Annotated in this window: 17 protein-coding genes and 1 pseudogene; 9 read left to right on the top strand and 9 right to left on the bottom strand. The window is 64.3% G+C overall.

The annotated features are described in order from the left end of the window. Positions 1–2: 2 nt before the first annotated feature. The 4 genes from ABMA10_RS20080 to ABMA10_RS20065 are packed head-to-tail and all read right to left on the bottom strand — an operon-like array spanning position 3 to position 3,074. A complete protein-coding gene (locus tag ABMA10_RS20080) occupies positions 3–722 on the bottom strand; it encodes a hypothetical protein (RefSeq protein ID WP_431030931.1) in 720 nt (239 codons plus the stop codon). After that, positions 719–1,006, bottom strand: coding sequence for a hypothetical protein (locus ABMA10_RS20075; RefSeq protein ID WP_431030930.1), 288 nt, complete (start codon positions 1,004–1,006; stop codon positions 719–721). The genes ABMA10_RS20080 and ABMA10_RS20075 overlap by 4 nt, the downstream gene beginning before the upstream one ends. Further along, positions 1,003–1,608: a DUF6668 family protein gene (locus ABMA10_RS20070; RefSeq protein ID WP_431030929.1), complete on the bottom strand. Its 606-nt coding sequence runs from the start codon at positions 1,606–1,608 to the stop codon at positions 1,003–1,005. The genes ABMA10_RS20075 and ABMA10_RS20070 overlap by 4 nt, the downstream gene beginning before the upstream one ends. Positions 1,609–1,613: 5 nt before the next feature. Beyond that, entirely contained in the window at positions 1,614–3,074 is a 1,461-nt protein-coding gene (locus ABMA10_RS20065; protein WP_431030928.1) for a chromosome partitioning protein ParA, read from the bottom strand. Positions 3,075–3,155: 81 nt separating this feature from the next. Here ABMA10_RS20065 and ABMA10_RS20060 point away from each other — a divergent pair, with 81 nt between their 5' ends. Beyond that, positions 3,156–3,482, top strand: coding sequence for an ArsR/SmtB family transcription factor (locus ABMA10_RS20060; RefSeq protein ID WP_431030927.1), 327 nt, complete (start codon positions 3,156–3,158; stop codon positions 3,480–3,482). Positions 3,483–3,699: 217 nt separating this feature from the next. On the opposite strand, the gene ABMA10_RS20055 is transcribed toward ABMA10_RS20060, so the two are convergent. Both ABMA10_RS20055 and ABMA10_RS20050 read right to left on the bottom strand, forming a co-directional pair. Next, entirely contained in the window at positions 3,700–5,085 is a 1,386-nt protein-coding gene (locus ABMA10_RS20055) for an IS1380 family transposase (RefSeq protein ID WP_431030926.1), read from the bottom strand. Between the two features lie 233 nt (positions 5,086–5,318). Then, the gene (locus ABMA10_RS20050; RefSeq protein WP_431030925.1) at positions 5,319–5,558 is read right to left on the bottom strand and encodes a hypothetical protein; all 240 of its coding nucleotides are present in this window, start codon (positions 5,556–5,558) and stop codon (positions 5,319–5,321) included. Between the two features lie 111 nt (positions 5,559–5,669). On the opposite strand from ABMA10_RS20050, the gene ABMA10_RS20045 reads away from it, so the two are divergent. The 5 genes from ABMA10_RS20045 to ABMA10_RS20025 all read left to right on the top strand — a co-directional run bounded on the left by ABMA10_RS20045 (position 5,670) and on the right by ABMA10_RS20025 (position 12,700). Continuing rightward, entirely contained in the window at positions 5,670–5,894 is a 225-nt protein-coding gene (locus ABMA10_RS20045; protein WP_431030924.1) for a hypothetical protein, read from the top strand. A gap of 282 nt (positions 5,895–6,176) precedes the next feature. Further along, a complete protein-coding gene (locus tag ABMA10_RS20040) occupies positions 6,177–6,395 on the top strand; it encodes a hypothetical protein (protein WP_431030923.1) in 219 nt (72 codons plus the stop codon). 27 nt (positions 6,396–6,422) lie between these two features. Beyond that, complete coding sequence (locus ABMA10_RS20035; protein WP_431030922.1) at positions 6,423–9,509, top strand: Tn3 family transposase; 3,087 nt, start codon at positions 6,423–6,425, stop codon at positions 9,507–9,509. Positions 9,510–9,642: 133 nt separating this feature from the next. Next, entirely contained in the window at positions 9,643–9,882 is a 240-nt protein-coding gene (locus ABMA10_RS20030; protein WP_431030921.1) for a recombinase family protein, read from the top strand. A gap of 10 nt (positions 9,883–9,892) precedes the next feature. Continuing rightward, entirely contained in the window at positions 9,893–12,700 is a 2,808-nt protein-coding gene (locus ABMA10_RS20025) for a Tn3 family transposase (protein WP_431030920.1), read from the top strand. 116 nt (positions 12,701–12,816) lie between these two features. Here ABMA10_RS20025 and ABMA10_RS20020 read toward each other — a convergent pair whose 3' ends face one another. Together ABMA10_RS20020 and ABMA10_RS20015 are read right to left on the bottom strand one after the other, a co-directional pair. Beyond that, positions 12,817–13,149, bottom strand: a complete 333-nt coding sequence (locus ABMA10_RS20020; RefSeq protein ID WP_431030919.1) for a helix-turn-helix domain-containing protein — start codon at positions 13,147–13,149, stop codon at positions 12,817–12,819. A 2-nt stretch (positions 13,150–13,151) separates the two neighbouring features. After that, a complete protein-coding gene (locus tag ABMA10_RS20015; protein ID WP_431030918.1) occupies positions 13,152–13,463 on the bottom strand; it encodes a tyrosine-type recombinase/integrase in 312 nt (103 codons plus the stop codon). A 214-nt stretch (positions 13,464–13,677) separates the two neighbouring features. Between ABMA10_RS20015 and ABMA10_RS20010 the strand changes: the two genes are divergently transcribed. Then, positions 13,678–15,486: a putative Ig domain-containing protein gene (locus ABMA10_RS20010; RefSeq protein ID WP_431030917.1), complete on the top strand. Its 1,809-nt coding sequence runs from the start codon at positions 13,678–13,680 to the stop codon at positions 15,484–15,486. Positions 15,487–15,854: 368 nt separating this feature from the next. Here ABMA10_RS20010 and ABMA10_RS20005 read toward each other — a convergent pair. Beyond that, positions 15,855–18,647: pseudogene (locus tag ABMA10_RS20005) on the bottom strand (Tn3 family transposase); the annotation flags it as partial. 215 nt (positions 18,648–18,862) lie between these two features. On the opposite strand from ABMA10_RS20005, the gene ABMA10_RS20000 reads away from it, so the two are divergent. Then, the gene (locus ABMA10_RS20000) at positions 18,863–19,303 is read left to right on the top strand and encodes a recombinase family protein (protein ID WP_431030916.1); all 441 of its coding nucleotides are present in this window, start codon (positions 18,863–18,865) and stop codon (positions 19,301–19,303) included. A 154-nt stretch (positions 19,304–19,457) separates the two neighbouring features. Then, positions 19,458–21,011: a hypothetical protein gene (locus ABMA10_RS19995; protein ID WP_431030915.1), complete on the top strand. Its 1,554-nt coding sequence runs from the start codon at positions 19,458–19,460 to the stop codon at positions 21,009–21,011. Positions 21,012–21,030 lie beyond the last annotated feature (19 nt).

The raw sequence follows: 21,030 nt of genomic DNA, 5'->3' as shown, positions 1-21,030 counted from the left end.
GACTAGACCCCCGACCATCCTTCAAATTGATTCAGATTGTCGAGCTGGCTAAACGGCGCGTTTCCGTCGTCGGGGATCTGCACCTTCCAGTCGCCGTCGATCCATTCCAGGGTCATCGGCCACGCGACGTACGCTCCATTTGCGGCCGCAAAAGCAATAGAAATGACCGCAAGGTCGTCGTTGTACGACAGGTACTGGTAGCCAGCCAAGGAGCCGCTAACGTCTGCCGTTGGGCTGTCGCGCACCTTGTCCAATCCGGGGCCGGGAGCCGCAAGGTGGTCCGCGACTGCCGCGAACTCCTGAGCGATGACCAGGCCGCTGATCGTGCCGGCGGCGTAGAGAGCGCCGGTCGGGTTGTGTGCGAAGCACGTAGGAACGTCCTCAGCAACAACAGCCCCGGGCCCGAAGGTGTCAGGCGAGAACGGCACCGTCGCGGTGCCGAACTCCTTCCACACCGTGGTCGGTGCCGTCTTGGGAACGTCCTGATCGCCTGCAGGGAGCCCGCAGACGCTCTCGTCAGCGTTCACCGGGTCCACCGCTGTCGCGGTGGGCTTCGGCGTCGCAGCGGCCGACGTCGGCGCGCTGGTGACCTTCTCCGGGCTAGGCACCACGAACACGATCACGAGGCACAGGACGATCAGCAGTGCCAGGAACGCGCCGGCCACGATGAACCAAGGCTTTTCGTACCAGGCTTTCTCTGGCGTCGGGCCGGTCGTCGTCATGACTGCGCCGCCACGACGATCGCGCCCACGATGCCGGAGGCGACGGCGGCGATGATCGAGCCGATGAGCACCCAGATCAAGCCGGAGGCAGCTTCACCGCCACCGCGGCCCGCGCGGCTGTCGAGCATCATCTTGCCGGCGACGATGAAGATTGCCAGGACGGCGATGCCGAAGATGATCCAGGAGCCCCAGCCCAGGATGAGGAGCAGTCCGCCGCCGCCGGGAGGCTGCGTCGGCGTCGGGTTCGGGATGGATGCGGTAACGGTGGTTGCAAGGGTGGTCATGAGTGTTCTTCTTTCTTGTGGGTGTTCAGCGCCAGGTGGTCGCTGATCGTTTGCATGGTCGTGGCCGCTTCGCGCGGTAGAGCCGGGTGGTCGACGCCGAGGCGGTAGTCCTCGATCCAGGGGACGTCCCAGACCTCGGGGAAGCCGCCGGCCACGATCTTGGACAAGTCGCGCAGCTCTTTCGGCAGACGTCCCGGGGCGTCAGCGACGCGCACGAGGCCGACGACGCGGACGGTCGGCAAGGTGCCGGAAACGAACTCGACCGCAGCACGCTGCGCCGATTTCAGTCCTTTGTGGCTAGTCCGGCAGACCAGCAGCACCCGAGCGGGCTCGGCGTAATCTGCGCGGACCGGCCACTGGTGCGCGGCTGGCGCGGATGCCGGCAGAAGGTCGCTGATGGTCTGTTCGCCGGCATTGCTGTGGGTGCCGAGCACCCACAGCTGAACGGTGCTGGTGTCTTCGAATCGGCCCAGCTCACCGCCCCTCCGGGTCAGCTCGACACCGCGTTGTGGACGGGACGGGCCGGAGGGCTCCAACACGTGCGTTACGGCCGCGCTGTCCTCCTCCGGCACGCCTTGTGCTGCTTCGATCCAGCGGCTCATGGTGTTCAGAGCCCCCGAGCCACAGCAGCAGCCGCAGCGAGCCAGGCGCGCTGTGTGCTCGACCGCAACGCATCGTGCCGAATGATCCCGTTCTTCAACGCCGGATCGAAAGGCACCACGACGACGTCGCGGACGTATGGCCGGAATTCCTCGGCATAGGCGTTCGCGATCGCGGTGTCTTTTGCTTCCGCCTCGGACACGATCACGACCGCGTTGCGGGCGAGTTCTTCGCCTCGCTCGCTCACGCGCATGACGGCTTTCAGCGTGAGCCGAGCGCCTTCCTTCTTGTCCTCGACCGTCGTGGTGGGCACCACGAGCTGATCGGTGAGTTCCACCATCCGACGCCAGTTCGGAGCGCCTGCAGAGTTGCCGGAGTCCATCAGGATCAGCCGGTAATACTTCGCCAGCACCCGATGCACGAGGTCCACTTCGTCAGCGGTCACGACGTGATCGTCATCCCCCGCAGCGGAGCGCAGCACTTCGTACTTGTCCTCCGGCTGGTGGTGCACGAACCGCGAGAGATCCGCACGCTCGGCGCCGGGCGCGAGAAGATCGCCAGATGCTTCGAGCAGGTCGAGAACCGTCAGATCATGACCGCCCTGCTGCGTGCGAATGCCGAGCGTGCCCATCGTCTCGTTGTTGTCCCAGGCCGCGACACCGCCACCGCCGTAGCGTGCGAACACCGACGCCAGGTTGACGATCGTGGGCGTCTTGTTCGCGCCGCCCTTCTGGTTCACCGTGGAGATCGTGCGGCGCTTGGGGAAGTGCCGCGATACCGCGTTCACGTCCTCGCGCTCCGCCAGCTCCGCAGCGGACGGCTGCACCTTCAACCCGAGCGTGTTCAATAGACCAGCAAAGCCCTTCTTCGCCGGACCAGCCGTAGGAGGCGCGAGGAACGACGGCGAATCGCGCAGATCGCGCCGCAGTGCCACGGCCGGCGTGGGCGGATCTGAGGCGGCAACGGGCAGCGGTGCAGGCTCCACAACCGGCCGAGTTGGTTCGGCCAGCGGCTGCACGCTCGCGACGACCTGAGCCGCCGGCTGTAGAGCAACCGGGGCCGGCTCGACAACTACCGCCGGAGCTGCGACTCGCTCGAGCGTTTCGACCGCCGGGGCCGGCGCAACAGGTGCCGGCCGAACGGCTGGGGCCGGCGCGATGGGTTCAGCAACGGCCGCAGGCATTGGATCGACGTCGGCATAGTCCGTCTGCGCTTCCTCTTCGAGCGAACCATCCACGCCCACGACGAGCTGCGTCATGCTCGTCGGGTCCGTCACCATGACCCGAATCGGCCGGCTCGACTTCACTGCTTCGGCCCGCATCAAATCCACGAGCGCACGCATCGCGCCGTTCTCGTCAGCCTCCGCGACGTGCTGCTCAGCAGTCCCCACACGGAACACGCCCGTGTGATCGGGGAGCAGCGTTGCAGTCATCGGCGGGAAGTCCCGAATCAATGATTTATCGATCATGCTCTAGCTCCTTTTGCGGCGAATTGATATGCCGCCCTCATTTTGCATAGTACACTGCAAACCGAATTTACAGTTGGGATCGTGGGCCTCTTGATACCCGAATCGGACGAAGCTGGACGCGAAGCGCGTCTCGTGCTGGGCGTCCGTCCGGCGCGCCTCGCACTGCTGCGAATCGTGATCGCAAACGGTGAGGTCACGGCGCAAGAATTGATGGACGCGCTCGGGATGACCCGCAACGGCGTCGGCCTGCACCTGAAAGTGCTCACCGATGCCGGCCTGCTCACCGAACGTCACGCCACCCACCCCCGTGGCACCGGCGGGATCCACTACTGGTCCGCCAATGTTGAAATCATTCGAGACACCCTCGACACGCTGAGTGCGAGTGTGCTCAACGCCCACCACCGGTGAACCCACCAAGCTTACGAGGAAACCCCCCAGAAAGCCGCGTGATCACGCGGGCTAGTACCCCTAAACCTCGATCCACCGACGTCGGTGGGTGATGGCCTGTCGCGGGGTCGCTGAGGGGTTCGGCGGTGGTGGGCGTGGTCGGGCCGCGGGCCTCGCTGTCCGCTGCGTTCCACTGGGTGTTCTGATCGGCGCCTTGTCGGCGGGTTGGTCGGGTTGCTCAGCTTCGGGGTGGTGGCAGGGCGTGGCTGTGCAGCACCGACCATGCGCTCTCCCATGGCCAGCTTTTGGGTAGGTGCAACGAGATGCGGCGTGCGGAGGATGCGATCCTCGCGGGGATGCTGATGAGTTTCTGGCGGATCGTCGCGGTCGTCGCTGAGGCGAGTACCGCCCCGGTGATGGTCGCGGCGGTGCGGGTGAGGTTGAACGCGATCACGGCCAGGACGAGCCATGCTGCGTTGGCGGTGAAGATCCCCGAGGGCAGGTGCGCGAGGGCGGAGTTCTTGAGGTCAGCGTTGACCTGCTCGATGATCGCGTGCCGGCGGTGGACCTGGTCGGCGGTGATCGTGTCGAGCGTGCTGGTGGTGAAGAACGCGTGGAACCGGTGCGTGTCGAACAGGGTTGGCTGGGACAGCTTCTTCGCATTCAGCTCCGGGATGCGACGCACCACGAGACGTCCTTCGATGCGGTCCTTCTTCGACTTCGAGGAGAACGCGGTGAACGGGACCTCGGCGACCTCAGCTGTGGAGATCCAGGTGTTGGTCGTGTCGTCGAAGACCGCGTCGGTGTATTCGATCGCAGTCCACGCGTCATCCGGGATCGCGTGGATCGCGCGTTTCACGGCCGGGTCCTGCCGGGCGGTGATCGACACGTCCGCCCCGGCGCGGAGCGCGGCGGTCACGGTCGCGTGCCCGTAGTACGCGGAGTCCGCGCGCAGCAACACCGGTGCGGCCTTCAACCCGGGGAGTCGGGTGACGGTCTTGAGCGCATCGCCCACGATCCGGGCAGCACCCCGCGGGGAGCCCGCCGCACCCTTCCGCAGACGCTGGGCGATCACCACGGGAGCGCTCGAGCCGGTGGATGCCGTCGCGAGCAGGACGTTGATCCCACGGACGCCGGAGTATCCGAAACCCGCGCCCTGCTTCTTCGGACCGTGGACTTCAATGATCGTGTCATCGACATCCACGAACACCAGCCCGTCGTCCGCGGGCGCAGGAACGATCGGAGCCTCCGCGGCGAGGCCCACCAGGAACCGGGAGGCGACGGCGTCGAGTTGGCGGACGTGCCCGAAGGTGAACGAGCGCAGGAACGACCCCAACGTGGAGGGGGCGTAGATCTGGGTGAAGATCTTCCCCATCCCGCCGTGGCGCAACAGGGCCATGTCATCGATCGAGTCCGCCCCGGCGACCATCCCTGCGACCAGCGAGGACACCTTCAACCCGGCGTTGGCGCCTTTGTCCGTCGGGACGCTCAACCACTGGTCGGCGAGGCTCCGCAGGCCGGCATTCTCGGCCAGCCGGACGATCGGGAGGAGCCCTGCAGTCGACATCAGATTCGGGTCATCGAATGACGCGACAGTGGCACGCGCGGCGTGAGAAACTTGCATCTGCGAGATGCCTCTCTCTTCAGGTTCAATTGCTCCGTAGTAAGAACAATTATCCCTGATCAAACAGGCATTCTCCGCTCCACCCCGCCGCCCCTCAGTCGCAACCCATCGGTGGATCGAGGCTAAATCAGCGCCGGTGAGCGCCTCCGAAAGGCAGGTGGCGCTCACCGGCAATATCCGCTGGCTCCCAACGGCAATATTAAGTGGCCTCGAGACGCAATAATCAGTGGTCCTCAGACCACCAAATACTCAGCCAACAGGATCGTCACGAACGACACCCACGTCCAGGTTGCGGACACCGCCGGCTGACGCAGCGGCAGCAGCAGCAACGTCCCACCGATCAGGACCGCAGTGACGACGCACCACACCGTGGTCGACCAACGCTGGGTGACGCGGAGCCCGACCCGCCGCCACGCCCGGTACGCGAACCACACAGAACCCAGCACGATGACAGCCCCGGTCACCACAGTCACAGCATCCACAGATAGCCCTCCCCCGGCTCAACTCCCCCACGCTACCGGCGAGATCCGACACGCGGCGTGTCTAACTCGACTTAACGTTAATGAGGGCCGTAGGTTTGGTGCATGGCCGGTCCACGACGCGCGAGAGCTTCGCTCCGCAACCCCATTTTGGCGGGGTACACGATCGAGCAGGACAACAAAGACGCGTTCGCGCGTATGGCCGCAGCGGCCGGCATTTCTGCCTCAGCGATGCTCGACGCGATGATCGAACACACCGAGACTAAGCCGAGCGGCGAACCGATCTGGTGGACAGGTCCCGAGGAGGCGACGCTAATCAACCCCGATTAACGCATTAGGCCCGCCGCTTTCGCGACGGGCCTAGAAGCTGTGGCTCAGAACCCTGGAAGTTTGGCGACTCAGGGGGTTCAGAGCAGTTGTTGACTCAGACCGGCTGGTAACCGGGGCTTTGTCGTGTCCTGCACATGTTCATGATCGGACGTTGCCATCGTAACCCTAGATGCACGCATAAGCACATCACTAGAGCATGTCGGCGCGTCCTCCCTTACGAGGACACCGGGGGCGGGTGGTTCCGGCCGGCCGAAGCAGCCGGCATGGTTGGCAGTACCGTCCGTGGCCGAGCTGACCGCCTGGACACCGGCCCACGCGCAGGGCGCCCCAGCCGTGAGCTCCGGTTCAGAGCGGGTGCCTGAGCGGGAGATGCCCGAGGACGACGGGCCGAAGAGCTGGGCGCTGCCCGTGCCTGAGAGCGTCTACGACACCATTGGAATCTGGCGGGGCTCGTCGCACTGGTTGGGGTCTGGCCAGTATTGGAACGGTGGTTGGCGCTAAGCATCTGCTTGCGGTCACTACGGTGGAGTGGTGCCGGTTGATTTTCTCAGTGACGAGCAGGTAGGGGCCTATGGTCGCTTCGTTGGGCCGGTGACGCAGTTGGACCTTGATCGGTTCTTCTTTCTCGATGATGACGACCTGGCGATCGTAGGTCGGCGGCGTGGTGTTGCTAATCGGTTGGGGTTCGCTGTCCAGCTTGGGACGGTGCGGTACCTGGGGTGTTTTCTGGATGATCCGACGGCCGTGCCGGGAAACGTCGCGGAGTTCGTCGCGGGGCAGCTCGGGGTTGTGGGACCCGGCGTGTTCGAGGAGTACTCGAACCGGCCGAAGACTGGATACGAGCACGCGTGGGAGATTGCCGGGGCCTACGGGTACCGGCGGACATCGGACCCAACTACGTTGGCCGAGTTCACGGGCTTCGTGGCGGCGCGCACGGCCACCCGAACCGAGCGACCGACTGCGGTGTTCGATCAAGCGGTGGCGTGGTTACGGCGAGAGCGGGTGCTCCTGCCTGGGTTGAGCCTGGTCACGAGGCTTGTCGCTGAGGCGAGGTCTGAGGCGAATGAGAGGTTGTTCTCGTTGCTTACCGAGTGGACCCCTTCCGGTCTGGCTTCTCGTTTGGATGCCCTCGTTGATAGTGCTGCGGATGGACGGGTCTCCCGGCTCGAGGAGCTCCGGCGGGCGCCGGTGCGAGCGTCGGGACCGGAGATGGTGAAGGCTCTTCACCGGGTGAATGCGGTCGCCGCGATCGGGACGTCCGTTGTGGATTTGGCGGGGGTCGCTCCGGGGCGACTGGATGGTCTTGCCAGACGGGGACGGTCGGCCGATGCAAGCACGTTGCGACGGATGCCTGAACGGCGTCGCCGAGCAACGGTGTTCGCCACGGTGCGGGCCTTGCATGTCTCTTCCATCGACGATGCCCTTGACCTGTTCGCGGTTCTGATGTCCACGAAGCTGATCGGTCCCGCTACACGAACCGCGGCCAGGGACCAGATGCGGTCGTTGCCAGCACTGCGTCGGGCGTCCGCGACGTTGGCGGCGGCGACGAAGGTGTTGCTGTCAGCGGTCGAGGACGGTGACGATGTCGATACCGGTGCCGTCTGGGAGCTGCTACGAGCGGAAGGGGTGCGGGACCGGTTGCTCGCCGCGGTGCAGGTGGTGGAGGAACTCAGTCCTTTCGGGGAAGAGGACCCTGTCTCGGAACAGGTTGCGCTCGTGAAGCGGTACGCAACCGTGAGGCCGTTCCTGCCGCTGTTCTCTTCCGCGTTGCCGCTTCGGTCCACGGACGCCGGAGCGTCACTTCTGCGTGCGGTTCGCGGGCTCGGTGTCCTTGTCGGGCGGAAGAGGATCGAGAGATCCGAGATCGTTGAGGATGTCGTGGCAGGCACGTGGCGACGACTGGTCTTTCCCGGAACCGAAGCCGACGACTTCGTCGATCATCGCGCCTACGCATTGTGCGTTCTTGAGGGAGCGTTTCGTGCTCTGCGTCGTCGAGACCTCTTTGCCGAGGACTCTCTACGTTGGGGAGACCCTCGGGTGAAGCTGCTCGATGGGGACGCATGGTCGACGGCGAAATCGGATGTACTGACAGCCCTGCAGCTGGACGGCCCATTCAGCCTCCACATCCAGAACCTCGCCGGTCGTCTGGACAACGCCTACATGTCGATCGCGACACGGCTGGCAGAGGCCCCCGGTGCCGACGGCTCTCCACTAACCGTCGAGGCCGGACCCGATGGGCGCACCCGCGTGTTCCTGGCGAAGCTGGCCCCGGTACCGGAGCCGGATTCTTTGACGTTGCTCCGGGATCTCGTCGATCGGATGATTCCGCGGGTCGACCTACCCGAGATCTTGCTGGAGGTCCACGCGTGGACGGGATACCTGGACGATTTCACCCACATCAATTTGACGGAGAACCGCGCTGTCTCACGACTGCAGGATCTCTCACTGTCGATGGCGGCCGTTCTCATCGCCGAGGGCTGCAACCTCGGCTTCGCCCCGGTCATAAAAGCGGGCCACCCTTCGCTGAACCGGCGGCGACTCTCCCATGTCGCCCAGAACTACCTTCGCGCCGAGACCATTTCGGCGGCGAACGGGCGCCTCATCGACGCGCAAGCATCGATAGAAACCGCGCAGGTCTGGGGCGGTGGGCTTGTGGCTTCCGCAGACGGGCTCCGCTTCGTGGTCCCCGTTCGCACTCTCGACGCTGGCCCGAACCCTCGCTACTTCGGACACGGTCAAGGAGTGACCTGGCTCAACGCAATCAACGACCAGGTCGCGGGAATCGGCGCCGTCGTCGTGACCGGAACCATGCGGGACTCCCTACACGTCCTGGACGTCATCCTGAACAGAGACGGCGGACCCGCTCCCGAGATGATCGCGACCGACACGGCGTCATACTCCGACATCGTGTTCGGACTTTTCCGCCTGCTCGGCTACCAGTTCAGTCCCCGCGTGGCAGACATGCCCGACCAGAGGCTCTGGCGTCTGACCCCACCTGGTGCTCCGAGAGCTGACTACGGAATCCTGGATCCCGTTGCAAGGAACAAGGTGTCCACCACACGGATGGAACCGCATTGGGAAGACATGCTCCGGGTGGCTGGTTCCCTCCATAGCGGCACGGTCGCTGGCTATGACCTTCTGCGGATGCTGGGCCGAGACGGCAAACCGACCCCGCTAGGCGCCGCGTTCGCCGAGTACGGGCGCATCGCCAAGACGCTGCATCTCCTGGCCATGTACGACCCTGAGGACGAGACCTACCGCCGGCAAATCCATGTGCAACTCACGACCCAGGAATCCCGCCACCGCCTCGCCCGGAAGATCTTCTACGGGCAACGAGGGGAACTCCGGCAACGCTATCGAGAAGGGCAGGAGGACCAGCTCGGCGTTCTCGGCCTCGTCCTCAACGCCGTCATCCTGTGGAACACCCGCTACATCGACGCCGCTCTTATCGCTCTCAGAGCCAAAGGCCGCCCAATCGACGACAACGATGTTGCTCGGCTATCGCCGCTCGGTGATACCCACATCAACGTCCACGGCCGATACGCGTTCACGACGGTACACGACGACCGCCTACGCCCGCTGCGAGATCCGGACATCACCAGCGACGACGAATGACCAGCGTCCACAAACGGTACATTCTGAGACGACCAACAGTCACTCTCCCGGAGGACCGAACGGTGTCGAAAACCCGTCTCACAACTCCGGCGCGTCGACCTGTGTTCTGAGACTGTTGTGAGACGCTAGCGACATGAGTGCCCGCCACGACCACGTCGGTTACGCCCGCGTGTCCACCACGAGCCAAGACACGACCATGCAAACCGACGCCCTCCACGCGGCCGGCTGCGCTCGGATCTTCACCGACACCATCTCCAGCCGCACCACCATCAGACCCGGACTTCGGCCTCGGGGAACATTGGTACAGCCGTTAGCGCTAAGCCTGGGACAGGTGGGTCTGTCGTTGGGGCTTTCTCAGATCGGCTGTCGCTAGCGTCGTTGTTGTGCCAGTTGATTTTCTGACGGACGAGCAGGCGGAGTCTTACGGTCGGTTCTTGGAGGAGCCGACCCGGCCAGAGTTGGAGCGGTTCTTCTTTCTCGATGATGAGGATCTCGCGTTGATCCGGAGGCGACGCGGTGCTCACAACCGGCTCGGGTTCGCGGTGCAGATGTGCACGGTGCGGTTTATTGGCCGGTTCCTCACCGAGACGCCGCTTGAGGTGCCCACGGTCGTGGTTGAGTATCTGGCTGTGCAGCTCGGGGTGATGGACGTCGGTTGTGTGTCTAGGTATGTCGAGCGGGAGATGACGGCGTATGAGCATTCGTGGGAGATTCGGGACGCGTATGGATATCACGCGTACGCGAGCGAGGAGTGGGGCAGGCGCTTCCGGACGTTTCTGCATGGGCGGGCGTGGACGCATGCGGAGGGGCCGAAGGCATTGTTCGATCAGGCGGTGGCGTGGTTGCGCCGGCATCGGGTGCTCCTGCCCGGGGTGAGCGTACTGGCCAGGCAGGTGTCAGAAGTGCGGAGTACCGCGGATGCGCGTCTGCATGCGACGGTCGCGAAGGCCGTGAGTCGGGCGAATCCTGCTTTGCCGGGAGATCTCGCCGCGTTGTTGACGACAGCGGTCGGGGCACGGTTTTCGGAGTTGGAGCGGTTGCGGCGGCCACCGACAAGGACGACGGGTGCGGGGTTCGCGCGGGCGTTGGAGAGGGTAGCGGAGATCGACGCTTACCAGGTGAGTGGTGTCCGGTTGGGGCAGGTTCCGCCGAATCGGTTGGCTGCGTTGGCCCGGTACGCGTTGGGGGCGAAAGCGGCTTTGCTGGCGCGAGTGGCGGAGCCGAAACGCACAGCGATGATCGCCGCGGTGGTGTTACATCTGGAGGCGAAAGCGACCGATGAGGCGCTGGACCTGTTCCAGGTGCTGATGTCGGCCCGGTTGATCAGTGTCGCGCGGCGAAAGACAGATCAGGAGTGGCTGTCGATGCTGCCGCAGCTGGAGAAAGCGTCAAGCATGTTGGCGCGAGCGGCGCTCGTGCTGTTCGAGCAACTGGAGCTGGTCGAAGACGGCGCGGACCTGGACGCTACCGCGCTGTGGGAGGCGGTCGAGGGCGTCGCTCCGCGCGCTGCGGTCGTGTCCGCGGCGGCCACTGTGGCTTCGTTGGTCCCGGACGGCGAGGACTCGGCTCAGACGGCGATGCGGGCGGCGCTGACGGACCGGTATGCGACAGTCCGGCCGTTCCTCACCCTGTTAGGCGAGTCGAAAGCGTTGCATGCAGCCAGCGCTGGTAAGCGGATCCTTGATGGGGTGCAGGAGCTGCCCGCGCTGGCCAGGCGGAAAGTGACTGTGAAACCGCTGCTGAGAGGCGAGATCGATGACGAGTTGGTACCCGCCGCATGGCAACGGGTCGTGTTCGCGAACCCGGAGCTGCCTGCGGGGACAGTAGACCGGGACGCGTACGTGGTGTGCGTGCTCGAGCAATTGCACCGGGCGTTGCTGCGTCGTGACGTATTCGCGTCACCGTCACACCGCTGGTCCGACCCTCGCGCTCACCTGCTGGATGGTGGCGAGTGGGAGGCGGTGAAGGACGATGTCCTTGCGGGCCTCAGCCTGGAGATGCCCGTGCATGAGCATCTGTCCGATTTGGTGCGGGGCTTGGACGCTGGATGGCGGCAACTTGCCGAACGGCTGGACGAGGCGGGTCCGGATGCGAAGGTGAGTCTTCACGTTCAGGGGGACGGGCGGGTGAAGCTGAATGTTGAGAAGCTCGGCGCGCTCGGGGAACCAAAGTCGTTGACCTGGTTGCGGAACCGTGTCGAGCGCATGTTGCCGAAAGTTGACCTGCCTGATCTGTTGTTCGAGGTACAGAGTTGGACCGGATTCCTCGACGAATTCGTTCATCTGAACGACGGTGCCACGCGAATGCGCAATCTGCCGACATCGCTGGTCGCCTTGCTGGTCTCTGAAGCGTGCAATATCGGCTTGACCCCGGTGGTGAACCCGGGCGACGAGGCGTTGACCAGGGCTCGGTTGGTACACGTCGACCAGTACTACTTCCGAGCTGACACCATCGCCACCGCGAACGCCCGCTTGATCGACGCCCAAGCCAGCGTGCCAATCGTGCAGCACTGGGGCAAGGGATTGCTGGCGTCGGTGGACGGGCTCCGATTCGTGGTCCCAGTGCGCACCATCGCTGCGGCGCCGTCGCCGAAGTACTTCGGGTACAAGCGTGGGATCACCTGGCTGAACGCGGTCAACGATCAGGTCGCCGGGATCGGACAGATGGTCGTGCCCGGCACCCCACGCGACTCCCTCCATATTCTCGACGCCTTGCTGAACTTGGACGGAGGAGTGAAACCGGAGATGGTTGCCACAGACAATGCCTCCTATTCCGACATGGTGTTCGGCCTGTTCAAGATCCTCGGCTACAACTTCAGCCCCCGCTTCCGGGACCTGATCGATCAACGCTTCTGGCGTGCCACCCTCCCCGGCCAGCAGCCAGCCTCCTACGGAATCGTCGACGAGCTGGCCCGGAACCGGGTAAACCTGGACAAGGTAATCACGCACTGGCCCGACATGCTCCGCGTCGCGGGCTCCCTGGTCACCAACCAGGTACGCGCGTACGACCTGATCCGAATGCTGGGGCGAGAGAACAGGCCCGACCCGCTCGGGCAGGCGTTCGCCGAATACGGGCGGATCGCGAAAACGGAGCACCTACTGCGTGTGATCGACCCGGTCGATGACACCTACAGGCGGCAGATGTGGCCGCAGTCTGTGCAGGTTCCGAAGGTGCGGATGGCTTCGCGGTAGCAGTACTGGCAGATGCGGCCTCAGGCCAGATCGCTGCGTTGGGGTAGGACAGGCTACACCGCGCACACGGTTGGTGTCGTTGGGGGTCGGGTACTTTGCGCGGTCGGCTCATTCGTTCACTCCGTGATCCGCGCTCTGGTCGGTCGGATAATCGTCGAGGGCGCGTCGGACTCAGTGTTCATCTCACCGACCACGTGCCGTTTCGCAGCCGAGGTCACGATGGGTTCAATGAGGTCGTTGGGGGTGCATTCAAAAATGTCGCAGAGCGCGGCGAGAGTGCGCAGGGAAAGCCGTTCCGGTTGATCGGCGACGAGCCGGTACACCTGCGAGGAAGACAGGTTGATGCCGCGTTCGAGCAGCAGGGGAGTGAGATCGGTGGTCTTCCAGAGATTGTGCTCGGCCATCAGCCGTCGCAGGTTCCAGTTGTAGGAGACGTTCTTCCGAGCCATGTCTAGTCCTGTCCGAGTGCATCGCTGACGGCGCGGTCGAGCGCGTTTCGCAGGGTGCAGGTTCTGAAGTCTGACGATACCGATGTGTAGATCGAAGTGGTCGAGGCGTGTGCGTGTCCGACTTGTTCTTGCACGAACAGCGGGTCGAATCCGTCTTCGATGAGGTGGGTGACATAAGAGTGGCGCAGGCAGTGCGGGGTGAGTTCGTCGGGTAGGCCGGCCAGGGTGCGGTAGCGGGTGAAGCGTTCGCCGAGCACGCGAGTGCTCATGCGGCCGCTGCGTTCACTGGGCCAGAGTGCGGAACTGCGAGCCACCAGCGGGATTAGCAACACGTCCTAGTGGACTTGAATCAGGTTGACATACTCACGAGGCAAAAGTTTCGTGTTATAATCTTGATTTGTGCTCGTGCAACAAATTCAACCGCTTAGCGACGGACCGTCTCAAAAACCTGCTGTCCGTGTGGACTGCTCCACTGGGGCCACTCTTGTTTCGTTGCGCGCCCCAGACGGCTACCTCCCAAGGAGAAACATGCTTGATTCTCGCTTTTCACGACGATCGATATTAGCTCTCCTTCTTGGCGGGGCACTCGTAATCGCTCCGATCACGGGCGCCAGCGTCGCAGTAGCGGAAGTCGCGGTGATCGCTCCGATATCCGTCCCGAAAAACGTATGGTCCACAGTTACGAATAGCTCGACCGGCACCATCTACGTGGGGTCCGGCGGATTCGGGACAGCAGGGACCGTGTCCGCCATTGATTCGACTTCTGGAAGGATCACCGCAACAATCTCGGTAGGCCAGCGACCCGCCGATCTCACGGTAGACGAAGCGAACAACAAGGTCTACGTTGCGAATTACGCCGATGCCTCTGTGTCGGTCATCGATGGTGCGTTGAACGCTGTGGAGGCTACCATCTCAGCCCCTCTGAGCCCAAGCGGCTACCTCGCCGCTGTCGCAGTCAACGAGGGTCGCGGCGAGATCTACGCGTTCTACCAGTCTAATCGAACGCAACCCTCCTACATCGCGGTGATCGATGTCATTTCAAACGAAGTCACTCGTACCGTCCCCCTGGGCTTCTGGTACTCCCCGTCTGTGAAAGTCGCTATCAACCCCTTCACGAATAAGGCGTACATCCCGACAGCCGCCCAGACGATCGCGGTCGTTGACCTTCTGTCAGGAGCCGTGTCGACGACAGTGCCCGTCGCGGGTGGAGACCCGAGGCAAGTCGCCATCGACACCCAAACGAACACCGTCTACGTCACCGTTGATGGAGGCTTCCTGCAAAACCATGGGTCTGTTCTGGTGCTGGACGGAGCGACGGACACGTTGAGCCGGACGATTGACTTCCCGAATGAGCGTGCCTGGACCATCGGCTTCAATGCCAGCACAAGCACCGTGGCTGTGGCCGTAGTTGCCGACGCCATCGGGCCGGAACCGCAGCACGCGCGAGTCGTGCTTTTCCAAGCCACGTCCGACCTCCAGCTGTCTTCGACCCCCTTCCCCGAGTCGTGGGCATTCCCGCTGTCACTTTCTTTCAGCGTGAACCCGGCCCGAACGTGGTTCCCCGCCAACCACGCGTCGACCACTACCGACCCCACGGCCGTTCCGGCCGCGCTCATACCATTCAATGCGGCCGAGATTTCGACTACCGCGCTCCCGCAACCGACGATTGGCGCCCCCTACCAGGCTGCAATCGCAACGACTGGCTCGGCACCCTACACGTTCACTGTCTCCGCTGGCTCGCTGCCGGCGGGGCTCGTACTGAATTCCGAGACGGGAGTTGTCGAAGGTGTCCCGGCTGATGATATTCCGTCGTTCTTCTCAATTACCGCAGCTGGAATCGGTGGGGCGAGCACCCGAGCTTTCAGCCTCGCTGCGATGCTCCCCATCATCGCCCCGACAATCCAGACAACCGCCATTCCCGACCTCACTGTTGGCGAGCCTCAGACGATACCCGTAGAGGCCGAGGGATCCCAACCGATTACCTTCAATGTCGTTGCCGGAAGCCTTCCTCAGGGCATCGCTCTCGACCCAGCCACTGGCATCCTCTCCGGAACCCCGCAAGAGGCAGGCGTCTACACGTTCACACTTGCAGCGACGAACATGGCCGGCAGTGACCAACAAACCTTCAGCGTTAGCGTCCTGAACGCGGCCGTCGCGCCCGAGCCGATTGTCCCTACGCCAGGTCCTTCCGTGACTCAGGGGTCGAGTATTACGGCTGATCTCGCAAAGACTGGAGTGGATCCCTCGATCGCCTGGGCGGGTGGGCTACTCGCCGCTCTCCTCGGCGCGGCATTCATCGGCGTGAGTCGTCTGAACCGTGCCCGCATGCGCGGGTAGAGCATCACGCAGCCGCTCATCAGTACCGAACGGAAAACGTTCCCGGACCCGGCCACCGCCTACCCGGCCGTGTTCCGGCGGGTGGCTCGCTACAACACACGCCGACGCCACTCCACGATCGGCAGCATCACCCCGAACACCCACGAAGCCACCCTCGCGGAAGCGGCATAACCGAAATGCCACCGTGTCCATAGTTTGGGGTCAAGGCCCGTCGAGGAAGATTGGTGCAGTAATTAGCGCTAAGGGTTCGACGGTGTCGGTTCGACGCGATTGGGCTCGGTGGTGATGTGCCGGTAGATGGTCATTGGGATGACGCCGCAGGTGGCGGCGATCTCGGCCATGGTGAAGGTGCGGCTGTCGTACATGCGTTGGGCTTTGCGGGTGAGCTCAGTGACGGCGGCGTCGAGGTAGCGGGTATTCCAGAGGGTGATCGCGTTGACGATGAGCCCGAGGGCGCCGAGTTGGTCTTCTTGCCCGTCACGGTACTTCTGGTGCAGCTGGCCGCGTTTGCCGTGGAACACCTTCCGGCCGAGGCGGTGCCGGGACTCTTGAACGGTGGTTTGCCGGTTCACGGCGCGGAGGTGGTTGTCGTCGATCGGGTCGATCATGGCCAGCATGTGCAGGGTCTTCGCGATCCGTCCGTACTCGGTGAAGGCTTGGCCAAGCGGACTTGGTCGGCCGTCGCGGGCGAGCATTCGCAGCACGTCATAGGCGCGGACCTGATGGGTGACCAGGGAACCGACCACCCGGAGCATGTCGGGCCAGTGCGCGGTGATCTTGGCCAGGTTGATCTTGTGACGGGCGATCGCGTTCAACGGGCCGTAGTCAGCGACTGGGCCTGCGGGCCATTCTGCCCTCCAGTATCGGGTATCGCCGATGTCGGCGATCCGGGGCGAGAACCGGTACCCGAGGAGCTTGAACAGGCCAAAGACCATGTCGGAATATGATGCTTCGTCGGTCGCGATCATCTCCGGTTTCGGACCGCCATCAAGGTTCAGGAGCACGTCGAGGATGTGCAGGCTGTCGCGTGGGGTTCCGGGAACGATTTGCGCGCCGATCCCTGCGACTTGGTCGTTGACGGCGTTCAGCCAGGTGACTCCGCGTTTATAGCCGAAGTATCTCGGGGACGGGCCCGCGTTCAGGGTCCGTACCGGGACGACGAAGCGCAACCCGTCGACGGACGCGACCAGGCCGCCGCCCCACAATTGCGCGATCGGCACCTGGGCTTGTGCGTCGATCAGGAAACGGTTCGCGGCCGCATGGGTTTCGGCGCGCACGTAGTTCTGGTTCACGTGAGAGAGTCGGCCGAGAGTCAACGAGTCAGCGGCAGGGTTTGTCACCGGCGTCAACCCCACGTTGCAGCCGTCCGCGATCAGGAGCGCGGCGACCGTGACGTCGAGGTCACTTAGCCGGGTATCGGCACCGGACACGTGCACGTAGGCGTCCAGGAATCCGGTCCAGGCATGCACTTCCAGGAGCAGTTCCGGCAGGTCGACCGCGGGCAGCCTGGACGCAGTCGTCACCCGCAACCAGGTCAGGCTGTCCGGAACCGGCAACGCTTTGAGCCGTTCCACGGACAGCCGGGCGCGCCCGTCCGCGGCCGGGACGATCTTCACCCGCGCGTCATCGCCGGCTTCCTCAAGCCTCGCCGAGGCCTGCTTCCAGGTCGCGTCCAGCAGCGACACCATCTCAGCCAGATGAGTGTGCACCGGGCTTTCCAACCCAAGCCCGTTCAGGATCTCCGGCCGTACCGCATCCCACGCCGGACCAGCCAGGAGACGGGCACGCGGGTCAGCCCATCGGTGCGAGCAGGTTGCATACACATCACGGACCCGCAACGCCTTGTGCAACTGCTCGAGCGCGCACACCACGTACGCGTCCCGGTCCACCCGTCCGGTCGCCGCGTCGAACACCGCGCGCCGCCATACCGCCGGGACAATCTCCTCGTCGATCTCCGCTGCGAGCAACGGTTTGATCGACACCCGCCGGGACACCAAAGCTGGCAGGCTCCGCACCGCCGCCAGCACCGGCCTGCCAGCCGGTGACGCGGCCAACGACGACGACTCGCACAGCAGCAGCACGAACGGGCGCACCGTCCGGTACCGGTCCGCCAACGCCACCCGGAACGCCGCCTCCTGGTTGGCGTCATCGTCTGGGACCAGCTCCGCAACTGTCGCCACTGCTCCAGCGATCAGCTCCCGCGACGCGATCGGCTCGATCCGCGCCCGCACCCCCGCGACATCCAGGCTGCCACCATCCCGCGCGGCAGCACTGAGCAGGGTCAACAACTCGTCGTTGACTGACGCCAAAACCCGCGACGCTTTCTCCAACCGTGGCAACCACGCTAACCGATCCGCGCTCGTCGCCCTCCGCGCCGGATTCAACAACTTCGTCGTCATCAGCAGCACGAACAGATCCAACACGTCGTCCACAGCAACCGCATCCAGATGCCGAACCAACGCCACCAACGTCGCCGTGCGCCGCGGCTCAGCCAGCGCATGCAGCGTCGGTGCTTTCAACGCCATCCCGTAGCGGGCCAACGCCGCCAACCGGTTCGCAGGAACCGCCGAGCAATCCACCTCCCGCACCCGCAGCCCTTCCAGATCCGCCGCGCGGTCCAACGCCGAAACCAACGCCGGCCCGGAGACCCGGGTCGGTGACCGCTGCCACTCCTGCAGCCGCGAGAACCGCGACCCCTCCGGCACACTCAACGCCCCACACAACCGTCCCGGCAGCGCTGGGTCCACTGCCGCGGCCGCCTCAGCGAGGACCTCGTGCAACCGATCCGCCGTGCGCTCCCGGGTCGATGCCACTAAACGAGTCAACACGCTCACGCCCGGCAACAGCACCCGATGGCGGCGCAACCATCCGACCGCCTGATCCACCAACGCCGCCGGGCCCTCCGCGTGCGTCCACGCCCGGCCCGTGAGAAATCGGTCGAACTCCACCCTCACGGCGGAATCCTCGAAGGCGCGGAAACCGTACGCCTCACGAATCTCCCACGTGTGCTCGTACGCAGTCATCGGCCGCTCGACATACCGGCCCAGACCCGTGAAGTCCGACATACCCAACTGGCGACCGAGATACTCGACAACAGCCGGCGGCACCGCAAGCGGGTCCGCCAGGAACGCGCCCAAATATCGGACCGTCGCCAGCTGCACAGCGAATCCCAGACGATTGTGGCCACCGCGCCGTTCAATACATACGACAGATCCGTCTCATCCAGAACGAAGAAACGCTCCAAATCAGACCGCGACGGCACCTCATCAAACCGACCGTGCGCACCCGAGAAAACGTCAGCAGACGCAGTTGAACCCATAAGTCCCGACGGTATCGCCCAAGCCTCCGAGAACCGTTAGCGCTAATTACTGCACCAATGCTCCTCGACCCCGGACTTGCAGACGCGATCGACCACACCCGCCCCGGCGACACCCTCGTCGTATGGAAATTGGATCGCCTCGGCCGCTCCGTGAAAGAAGTCCTGACAATCGCCGACAGCCTCCACGACGAGCAGATCGGGCTCCAGATCCTGACGGGCACCCTCTCCGGCACCTACCAGCCGACAGGAGAGGGGAAGTTCTTCTTCACGATGATGGCCGCGTTCGCCGAACTCGAGCGCGACATGATCCGGGAACGGACCCTCGCCGGACTCGCGACCGCGAGAGCTGACGGCCGGGTCGGAGGCCGCCCCACGGTCATGAACCCCGACACCCTCACCGCAGCGCAAGCACGACGAGAACGAGGCGAAACACCCACCCAAATCGCCAAAGCGCTCGGCATCTCACGAGCAACCATCTACCGGCACCTCACCCCTTAGCGCCAACCACCGTTCCAGTACTGGTCAAACCCCAACCCCAGATACAGGCATAAGCACATCACTAGAGCGTGTCGGCGTGTCCTCCTTTATGAGGACGCCGAACGCGAGTGGTCCCGGCCGGTCAAAGCCGTCGGCGTGGTTGGCAGTGCCGACTGTGGCCGAGCTGACCGCCTGGACGCCAGCCCACGCGCAGGGTGCGCCAGCCGCGGGCTCCGGTTCAGCGCGGGCGCCTGAGCGGGAGGTGCCGGAGGACGGCCCGAAGAGCTGGTCGCTGCCCGTGCCGGAAGGCATCTACGACACCATCGGGATCTGGCGGGGCTCGTCGCACTGGTTCGACACCGTGATGGACCTGGTGGCCTCCCCCGCCCGCGAGGCGCTGCGAGACCAGTATTCAATGGCTGACGCCACGCTGCTGAGAATCGCGGACGAGTACCGGAACTATGCCGACTGGGCCACCGGTCACAACGTGCACGTCGCCCACGGCACCATCGCCAAGACCCTCGGCATCTGCGCAAGGACCGTACAGCGTGCCACACGCATCCTGGAGGCGCTGGGCCTCGCAACGACACTCACGTTCGGCCGGTCGATCCTGAGCGCTGACGAGAAGGCAGAGGCCTTCCAGACGCACGGACACCGCCAGACCCGGGCCGCGAGCGTCGTCGCGCTGACCCTGCCGCCTGTGGAGGACATTCCCTCACGTGACACAAATGTCCACCTACCCACTTACCCCCCCGCTGACGAAACCTCTCACGACTCCTTAGAACAACAAAGGCGCGCAAGCGCGCACACGGAAGCTGCTGCGCAGCTCGGGCGACGACAGAGGCAGCGACCTCCGGCAGCTGCTCAGCCGTCTGCCCCTGAGGTGCGACCGCTTGCGATCCATCGTTACCTTGCTGAGCTTGATTTTCACTTCGGGCACCGACTCGGCCAGGACCAGCACATTGGTCATCTGGAACGAGTGCTCCGCCGTGCCGGTGTTGACCTGCAGCTGTGGACCGTGCAGGATCTCGCAACAGCGGTCGAGAACAAGTTCCCAAGCGCCCACGATCGCTTACACAGCGCGAAAGAGCCTTTGCGCTATTTCGCCTGGATGCTCGGGCGCACGGTCGCCCCTGGCGATCGGCCGGTGCGCGTCGAACTGGGCGCGCAGGCTCGCAGACGGGCTGTCGAGCGCGAACAGTTCCAGCGGGAGAACGAGCGCGTGCGCGCACGGCTCGCGGCCGACGATCCCACCGAGTTCGAGCGCATCACCGAAGCCATGCGCGCCGAACAAGCCGAGGAGTACCAGCACCAGACGCTGAGCCGGTGGAAGGATGACCGCATGCAGACCGATTCAGCGGCGATCACTCAGAACCTTCTTGGTCCCGGTAAACGCCCCAAAGACTTCGACGCCGACGTGCGAGAGCTGCACGATCGTGTGCTCTCAATCCACCGCTACCTCACTGACCGCGGCTGGAGCCTCAACCGAGATGAGATCCGCGATTGCGTCGAATGGAACTGGAACCCGTCACGACTCTCAACGGTTCCCGAAGAGGCCTGGGAAGCTACGTCGATCTCGTTCGAGTCGCCGCAGACACTCGACGTCGAACGAATCCTCACGGTCGGGCTCGCGGGCACACCCTGGAACGATACTGAAGGCCCCATCAATGACGCCGAAATCCACGAACGCATCGAAACTATCGAGAGCTACCGCGGCGATCCTCGCTAGCAATTTTCCTCCTCAAAAC

Origin of the sequence: Plantibacter sp. RU18, from assembly GCF_050613355.1 — a bacterium.
Classification (GTDB): domain Bacteria; phylum Actinomycetota; class Actinomycetes; order Actinomycetales; family Microbacteriaceae; genus Plantibacter.
Note: the sequence above shows the minus strand (reverse complement) of the source record. Positions and strands in the feature narration are given on the sequence as shown.